This window comes from Nitrospirillum guanabarense (assembly GCF_034653355.1).
Lineage (GTDB): Bacteria > Pseudomonadota > Alphaproteobacteria > Azospirillales > Azospirillaceae > Nitrospirillum.
Genome location: NZ_JAYEER010000001.1, coordinates 1,360,327 through 1,367,500, shown reverse-complemented (window position 1 = coordinate 1,367,500; position 7,174 = coordinate 1,360,327). Strand labels below are relative to the sequence as shown.

The following is a 7,174-nucleotide window of genomic DNA, read 5'->3' as shown; positions in this document are numbered from 1 at the left end:
TGTGCGGGCCCCCGTCAATTCCTTTGAGTTTCAACCTTGCGGCCGTACTCCCCAGGCGGAGTGCTTAATGCGTTAGCTGCGACACCGAAGTTCTAAGAACCCCAACGTCTAGCACTCATCGTTTACGGCGTGGACTACCAGGGTATCTAATCCTGTTTGCTCCCCACGCTTTCGCGCCTCAGCGTCAGTATCGGTCCAGTGAGCCGCCTTCGCCACCGGTGTTCTTCCCAATATCTACGAATTTCACCTCTACACTGGGAATTCCACTCACCTCTCCCGAACTCAAGCCGCTCAGTCTCAAACGCAATTCCCAGGTTAAGCCCGGGGATTTCACGCCTGACTTGAACAGCCGCCTACGCGCCCTTTACGCCCAGTAATTCCGAACAACGCTAGCCCCCTTCGTATTACCGCGGCTGCTGGCACGAAGTTAGCCGGGGCTTCTTCTCACGCTACCGTCATCATCGTCGCGTGCGAAAGAGCTTTACAACCCTAAGGCCTTCATCACTCACGCGGCATTGCTGGATCAGGGTTGCCCCCATTGTCCAATATTCCCCACTGCTGCCTCCCGTAGGAGTCTGGGCCGTGTCTCAGTCCCAGTGTGGCTGATCATCCTCTCAGACCAGCTACCGATCGTCGGCTTGGTGAGCCGTTACCTCACCAACTACCTAATCGGACGCGGGCCCCTCCTTCGGCGATAAATCTTTCCCTGACAGTCTCCACAACCATCAGGCTCATCCGGTATTAGCTCCAGTTTCCCGGAGTTATTCCGAACCAAAGGGCAGGTTCCCACGCGTTACTCACCCGTGCGCCACTAAGGCCGAAGCCTTCGTTCGACTTGCATGTGTTAGGCATGCCGCCAGCGTTCGTTCTGAGCCAGGATCAAACTCTCAGGTTCAATGCGGTTCCGGTAGCGGGCTCGCGCCCACCAGAACCTCGACGGAAACCAACCTCAGTCGGCACCTCAAACCCAAGTCCGTTCCTGTTCCCCTCATCGCTGAAGGGACATATTCAGAGCATGTTCTTAAGATGCGCTTCGATCGTTTCCATGTTGTGCCCGTACTGGACCCAGCATCGGAACCGCCGTCTGCGCATCCCTTCTCAAGACGTTCACTTGTTCAAGAACCCGTGGCCCAAACGCAAAAAGCGCCCGAGGCCACAACCCCGTCCCCGGCCGGTCCCCCTAGAGGACCAACCCAAACCCGGACAGGAAGGGCGAATTCCATGTCGTCCAGCGGCCTCGCCGCCAGAACCGCAACCCCTCAGTCTCCAACGTCAACCGCCAGAACTCAGGGATCGCTTCGCCGTCGCGCCGTTCGTTGTTGCCCGCCGCGTCGGTGAACGGGGTTATAGTGACCTCACCCCGGGGCTGTCTACAGGAATTTTGCAGTCACATGACGTTTTTTACCAAACCCCAGGAGCCCCTATACCAAACCCCAGGAGCCCCTATATATGCTCGCGCACACGCGTGGATAAGAGGGCCCGCCACCAGATTTTTTGCCGGCCCGTGCCAGCCGCCCGCCCCCGCCCGCCCGCAGGCCACCCCGCCTCGCCCCCACACCCCAACAAACCCCTTGACCTCCCCCCGCCGCTCGCGTACATCACCGCCCTCACACGGCCTCGTCCCCTTCGTCTAGAGGCCTAGGACACCGCCCTCTCACGGCGGTAACAGGGGTTCGAATCCCCTAGGGGACGCCACACTTCCAGCGTTTGGGCTGGATTTTGCGGGACAGTTACGGGACAGTTCACCTCGCGGAACACTGCGAGGAGCCCGCCCGCCATGGCCACCATCACCCCCAGAGAGAATCGCGAAGGCCAGGTCATCGGCTACCAGGCCAAGGTCCGCCGCGTCGGCCACAAGCCCGTCTCCAAGACCTTCGAGAAGAAGAAGGACGCCGAGCGCTGGGCCAAGTCCGTCGAGACCGACATGGACCGCCGCGTCTTCCTCGACCACAGCCAGGCCGACAGCACCACCCTGGGCGCCCTCCTCCGCCGTTACCGCGAAGCCGTCCCCCGAAGAAGCGGGGCGGCGAGCAGGAGGCTGGTCACTTCCAGGTGATCGAGGACGACGAGATCTGCCTGCGCCGCCTCAGCGGCCTCTCCCCGCAGGACATCGCGAACTTCCGGGACCGGATGCTAGCCGCCGACTATGCCCCCGGCGACGGTCGTGCGCCGCATGAACCTCATCGCCACCGCCATCGTGTGAACCGGCGCCAAAAGGGTGCCCCGGGCTTGCTCGCGCTCAACAGCCTGACAAATCAGCAGAAATTGTATTGAGGGCAGGGTTCCGACCGGCGCCGGTCAGGACCCTACTCTTTGTCATTTTCTTCAGCTGTTTCAGTATATTACCTCGCTTTTCTCAAGAGGTCCACTTCACTGCGGTTTCACACCAAGAGGGCACGCCGCAGTCGGGCTGCGCTCTTTGAATCGGCCCGTGCGCTCTCGGCGTTCGCGCCGCCAGGCCGCCGGACTTTGTCCTGTCGCTCCGCGAAAGCGGTTGGTGAAATGAGACTGATCGGAAAATCCGCAGGTAACGGCGATCTCGCTGAGCGGCGCGTCGCTTGTCAGCATCATCCGCTGGGCCAGCGCCAAGCGCCGCCGCGTGATGAAGCTGTAAGGCGTCTCGCCCATCGTACGCTTGAATGCCCGGCAAAAGTGCGAAGCACTTCTTCGGGCGACCTCACCAAGCTTCTTGACGGAGATATGTTCCGACAGATGCTCCTCCATGTAAGCGGTGACCCGGCGCACCTGCCAAGGTGCCAGCCCGCCGCCATCCATCCCCTGCAGGATGGAGGTTCTTTCGAGCTCGACCTGTAGAATAGTGGATGCTCTCTTTATCGCGCTTTTGGCGGATTCCGGGTCCCAGTCCACATCGCAGCCGGCACGCTCCAAGAGCTCAAGCAGGCTGTGAACAAGTGCCTCTTCGCCAATCCCATTCACGGGCGCAGCGGGAACAGTGGCGGCGGTCAGGTGAGTCATCTTTCCAGTCCCGTCGGAATTACCCGGGGATGATGCCTTGCCCGCCCTCGCAAACGCTTGTTTGGCGTTGCGAGAAATCATTACGAAATTGTAAGTCCGCTTAAGCAAAGTGGTACAAATTGACGCACTGACTTTCTAGAAGAGAGCTTTTCCAGGACTTAGACTTGCCGGGACGTCATGGTCCGGGGAATCAATCATGCCTCTCGCTTCAGACGTCTTCCGATCTTACGGGGGTAAAAGACGTTGGAAGCGCCTGACGGCCTTTTCCGCCCATGTCTCGATCGGCGGCTCATTGTTGGGGCCCGGCTCTACGTCCCCGCCCGGTGGCCCGCCCGGTGGCCCGCCCGGTGGCCGTCCGTTTTCGCGGGAATTCGCCATTGAAGGAGACCCCCGTGGTCCAAGCCTGAAATTATTCAGCTCTACCGACACGGACCGCTATTTCCTCTATCGCCCCAACCGGATCGAGATCCGGACCAGGAGGGACGCCCTGATCACGGGGATGGACCGCCCGGACGCCACTCTGGCGGAGAGCGCCCATGGTCGCCCCCTCAATGAGATCGAGAGGTTGTTCCTGACTGGAAACGTTTTATGGAACGCCATCGCCGGCCCTTTCGCCGGGCTTCTCCCTGGCGCGAGAACCGTCGCTGCCGGCGCGAGGCAGCTGGATATTCACCTGCCCCCGCACGCGGATTCCCTATGCCCCCATCGGCGGCTGCTCATTGGAGACGACGGAATGGCGTACCGCTGCGACTATCGGATGCCGCATGTCCACCCCGGTGTTCTGGCGGACATGCTGTCGGCCCACGCCTCTTTCAACGGCATTCTCATCGCCACCCTTCGGCGGGCCCGCGCCATCGAGGCGGATGGGCGTCTTGGCACGAATTCCCTTTTGGACGTCGAGATTTTCGACGTGCGCTTTCAATGAAAGCGCACGTCGATCAGTCGCAAATCAGAGGAAGTTCTCCTGGATCATCTCAATGACGTCCTGGCTCTGCCCCCCGAGAATGGCCCGGGAGGAATAAAGCGCCATGCCATATGCCGGGCCGAACTCAATGACCGGCGGCATCACCAATGTCATACCTTCCACCTTGACGTTGAGCAACGCAGGTCCGGGATGGGCGAGCCAGGATCCGACCGCCTCCTCCAACTCGTCAGCGCGGGAAACTGATCGTCCCCACAATCCCATCGCCTCGGCCACTTTCCCGAAATCCGGGTTCTGCAGGTGGGTATAAAGCGGGAGCAAGCCTTCCGACTTCTGCTCAATATCAATGAAGCCCAGCTTGCCGTTGTCGTAGACGGCGATCTTGATCGGCAACTTCTCCTGAACCGCGGTCAGCAAGTCGCCGAACAACATGGCGATCCCGCCATCGCCGGACAGGGCTATCACCTGCCGGTCAGGCGCCGCCTTCTGCAGACCCAGGGCGGTGGGCATCGCCGACGCCATCGTGCCGTGCAGCAAACTTCCAAAGAAGCGGCGCTGGGCCGTGGCGGTAAAGTAGCGATGCATCCAGACGGTCGGCGTGCCGTCGTCCCCGGTCACCAGCGCGTCATCAGCCGCCATGCGGTCGATGACTTCCGTGAGGTGGATGCCCGAAATAGTGTCACGCCGCTTAGGCGCGGCCTTGACCATGTGTGAGGTGATCACCTCATGGTAACGCTTCACCAGGCGGTCAAGGAAATGCGTGTCCGTCTTCTCCTGGACCCTGGGAATCAACGCTTCGACGGTCGCCTTGATATCGCCGGTCAAGCCGAGCGCTATGGGATGACGGCGGCCGAGATGCGTCGGATCAAGGTCGATTTGAACGATGCGCGCATGCTTGGGATAAAATTGGCGCCAGGCGAAATCCGCCCCCAGCAGCAGCAGCGTGTCGCAGTCATGAAGGGCCTGATAGCCCGCTTCAGTCCCAATGATTCCCGTCATGCCGACGTTGTAGGGGTTGTCGTAAGCTAGCGCGTCCTTGCCGCGCGACGTATGAGCGACCGGCGCCTTGAGAATTCCGGCGAGACGGATGATGGCATCATGCGCGTCACGGCAGCCGGACCCACCATAGATCGCCACCTTCTGCCCGTTATTGAGGAAGGCGGCGGCACGATCAAGATCGGCGTCGATCGGGCGGACCAGCGGATCGCTCGTGTGGACGGCATAGGGCACGTCGTCGTGCACATCGGAATGCGAGATATCAACCGGCACGACCAAGACCGCGACGCCGCGCTTCGCCAAGGCGGCCTGACAGGCCATGACGGTCTTGCGCCTGGCCTGGTTGGGCGTCAGGATCATGTCGCAATACACACTGCAACTGCCGTAAATCGCCTTGAAGTCGATCTCCTGCGGGAAGTCGAACCCCAACTCGTCGCGGACGACCTGGGTAGCGATCACGATGACCGGGGCCCGGTTGCGGTTGGCCTCCACCACCCCATTGATGAAGTGGAGGCTGCCAGGCCCGCAGCTGCCGGCGATGGCGGTGAGCCTGCCGGTCAGCAGCGCTTCGCCTTGCGCAGCGAAGGCGCCGGCCTCCTCATGGCGCATGTGAATCCAATCGATCGAGCTGGTAGAGATGTTATGCGCGATCAGATTGAGAGTATCACCGACAACACCATAGCAGTTCTTGACGCCAGCCTGCTCCAGCGTTTCAACGATGATCTGGGCTACTTTCTTGCTCATTTGGGGAATACTCCTTTGGAAAGGAATTCACTTGCGCCACAGCGCGGCACTGGCGCTATAGACCGCACCGCGGGCGCGATTTAGATTGCCGAGCGGCCGGAAGCCTTCGGGCGCATTCCAAGGATTAAAGGCCAGGCCGTCGACCCTGGCAGCCGCTTCCGCATCGATGCTTAGGCACCCAGGGATCACGAGGGTGGCAATGTCGATGGACGGAGTGACGGCTTCACGCCACTCGACGGCGCCGTCTTCTATCGGGGTGTGTTCTTCATCGACGAAAGATTGCAGCGCCAGCTTGAAGGTGACCGAGCCTCGGGTCAGGCGGGCCGAGAAATCGGCATGGAGGTCGTCGGGCTCCACCCCAATGGGCTCGGCGGCGGCGTCGGGCCAGGGCCGCAGGTTGAAGCGAACCGGGCCCGCTTCCCCCACAGATAAGCGCCGCGGCTCCAGAACCGTTCGTGAGCGAGCCCTGGTGATTTGCGCGCACCTTGCTGGATGTTTTCCAACATTCGCCTTGTTTCCGCCGGCCCGAAATGCTCGACCAGGCGCTCCGGCAAAGTGGCCCTGTCACCGCTTGAGGCGATCATGGCGAACTCGACAAATTGCCGCGCGTTGCGGGCGTGCGACACGGGGAAGCTCGTCATGAGCAAATCGTGGGCCCCGCCGTCCGGGGTCGCGACGCGAAGCGCCACCCCCCTGAGGTCCGGCGTTGCGTCCGGCAGGTGTGCCGCGCTGGCGTTGGAGAAGCGGACGGTCGCCCGGAACTCTTCGCCAGCCTGGATATAGCCCTGGCAAAAACGCGCGGGCACGTCTTTGTCTATAAGCAGGCGGGCGTCCTCTATCCCGACAGTCTGCTTCGCATGGAGCGTTCTTTGCGGGTGGCTCCATCCGAACTTTTGCCGGGTTGCCTCCTGAATTGACCGGAAGACTTCCGTAAAGCGCTGAAAGCTTTCCTGTTCCGCCTCAATCGACCCGCCGTCGAAAACCTCACGCCAGCGTTTTGTATCGGTCATCGCAAATCCCCTGATGGTACGCAGGCCGGCATGCTGGCGGCATCGTGCCCAAATGGATTGCAGCCCAATGCCCTGCTTTGGGAATTATTGTTGCCGGCGTCGACGTGCCCCGCCGACACACGCGAGCAAGGATTTCCAAGTCGGCGCAATGGGATGCAATCCCGGGGAAACCACACCGAATAGCTTCTAGGCCGGATATTCACCTTGTCTCCGGTTCCCCACGATGCCCCATCCCCGTACTGCCCCGGACCGCTGGCTTGTTCCCGCCGGTGCCCTGCTCCTGACGGGTTGCCTGTCCAGTTGCAACACCGCCCCGACCCAAAGCATTCTGGGCTCGTTCTTCCCGTCCTGGATGATCTGCTTCCTGATCGGTGCCGTCGCCTCCGTGGCAATCCGGCTCATTCTTTCCGCAGTCGGGATCGCCCGTGCGGTGCCGGCCGCCCTGCTCATCCATCTGATCCTGGCGGTCGCCATTTCCTGTGCGGTGTGGCTGCTATGGCAGGACTAGAAGCCGAAACGCGGCCGC

8 protein-coding genes, 1 tRNA gene and 1 rRNA gene (1 of these 10 cut by a window edge) are annotated in these 7,174 nt (G+C 61.4%); 5 read left to right on the top strand and 5 right to left on the bottom strand.

The genetic code is table 11. The features are described from left to right. A 16S ribosomal RNA gene (locus UAA55_RS05715) occupies positions 1–895 on the bottom strand (it extends 603 nt beyond the left edge of the window). A 724-nt stretch (positions 896–1,619) separates the two neighbouring features. Between UAA55_RS05715 and UAA55_RS05710 the strand changes: the two genes are divergently transcribed. The 3 genes from UAA55_RS05710 to UAA55_RS05700 all read left to right on the top strand — a co-directional run bounded on the left by UAA55_RS05710 (position 1,620) and on the right by UAA55_RS05700 (position 2,274). Then, positions 1,620–1,695 (top strand) — tRNA-Glu (locus UAA55_RS05710). Between the two features lie 82 nt (positions 1,696–1,777). After that, the gene (locus UAA55_RS05705; RefSeq protein ID WP_322951687.1) at positions 1,778–2,056 is read left to right on the top strand and encodes a hypothetical protein; all 279 of its coding nucleotides are present in this window, start codon (positions 1,778–1,780) and stop codon (positions 2,054–2,056) included. Beyond that, positions 2,053–2,274: a hypothetical protein gene (locus tag UAA55_RS05700; protein WP_322951686.1), complete on the top strand. Its 222-nt coding sequence runs from the start codon at positions 2,053–2,055 to the stop codon at positions 2,272–2,274. Before UAA55_RS05705 ends, UAA55_RS05700 begins: the two co-directional genes overlap by 4 nt. A gap of 96 nt (positions 2,275–2,370) precedes the next feature. Here UAA55_RS05700 and UAA55_RS05695 read toward each other — a convergent pair whose 3' ends face one another. Next, positions 2,371–2,976 carry an AraC family transcriptional regulator gene (locus UAA55_RS05695; protein WP_322951685.1) on the bottom strand — a complete coding sequence of 202 codons (606 nt, stop codon included), beginning with the start codon at positions 2,974–2,976 and terminating at the stop codon, positions 2,371–2,373. Positions 2,977–3,172: 196 nt separating this feature from the next. Between UAA55_RS05695 and UAA55_RS05690 the strand changes: the two genes are divergently transcribed. Then, a complete protein-coding gene (locus tag UAA55_RS05690; RefSeq protein WP_322951684.1) occupies positions 3,173–3,901 on the top strand; it encodes a hypothetical protein in 729 nt (242 codons plus the stop codon). Positions 3,902–3,925: 24 nt separating this feature from the next. On the opposite strand, the gene UAA55_RS05685 is transcribed toward UAA55_RS05690, so the two are convergent. From UAA55_RS05685 to UAA55_RS05675, 3 genes are read right to left on the bottom strand one after another with little or no spacing between them, the layout of a single operon-like run. Continuing rightward, the gene (locus UAA55_RS05685) at positions 3,926–5,638 is read right to left on the bottom strand and encodes a thiamine pyrophosphate-dependent enzyme (protein ID WP_322951683.1); all 1,713 of its coding nucleotides are present in this window, start codon (positions 5,636–5,638) and stop codon (positions 3,926–3,928) included. A 27-nt stretch (positions 5,639–5,665) separates the two neighbouring features. Further along, positions 5,666–5,995: a catalase family protein gene (locus UAA55_RS05680; protein ID WP_322951682.1), complete on the bottom strand. Its 330-nt coding sequence runs from the start codon at positions 5,993–5,995 to the stop codon at positions 5,666–5,668. Beyond that, a complete protein-coding gene (locus UAA55_RS05675; protein ID WP_322951681.1) occupies positions 5,953–6,648 on the bottom strand; it encodes a catalase in 696 nt (231 codons plus the stop codon). Before UAA55_RS05675 ends, UAA55_RS05680 begins: the two co-directional genes overlap by 43 nt. 223 nt (positions 6,649–6,871) lie before the next feature. Between UAA55_RS05675 and UAA55_RS05670 the strand changes: the two genes are divergently transcribed. Then, a complete protein-coding gene (locus UAA55_RS05670; protein ID WP_322951680.1) occupies positions 6,872–7,156 on the top strand; it encodes a YtcA family lipoprotein in 285 nt (94 codons plus the stop codon). Positions 7,157–7,174: the final 18 nt, after the last annotated feature.

Coding starts and splice junctions, on each gene's coding strand:
- UAA55_RS05675 (WP_322951681.1), bottom strand. CDS start 6,648: ATGACCGATACAAAACGCTGGCGTGAGGTTTTCGACGGCGGGTCGATT.
- UAA55_RS05670 (WP_322951680.1), top strand. CDS start 6,872: ATGCCCCATCCCCGTACTGCCCCGGACCGCTGGCTTGTTCCCGCCGGT.
- UAA55_RS05685 (WP_322951683.1), bottom strand. CDS start 5,638: ATGAGCAAGAAAGTAGCCCAGATCATCGTTGAAACGCTGGAGCAGGCT.
- UAA55_RS05705 (WP_322951687.1), top strand. CDS start 1,778: ATGGCCACCATCACCCCCAGAGAGAATCGCGAAGGCCAGGTCATCGGC.
- UAA55_RS05695 (WP_322951685.1), bottom strand. CDS start 2,976: ATGACTCACCTGACCGCCGCCACTGTTCCCGCTGCGCCCGTGAATGGG.
- UAA55_RS05690 (WP_322951684.1), top strand. CDS start 3,173: ATGCCTCTCGCTTCAGACGTCTTCCGATCTTACGGGGGTAAAAGACGT.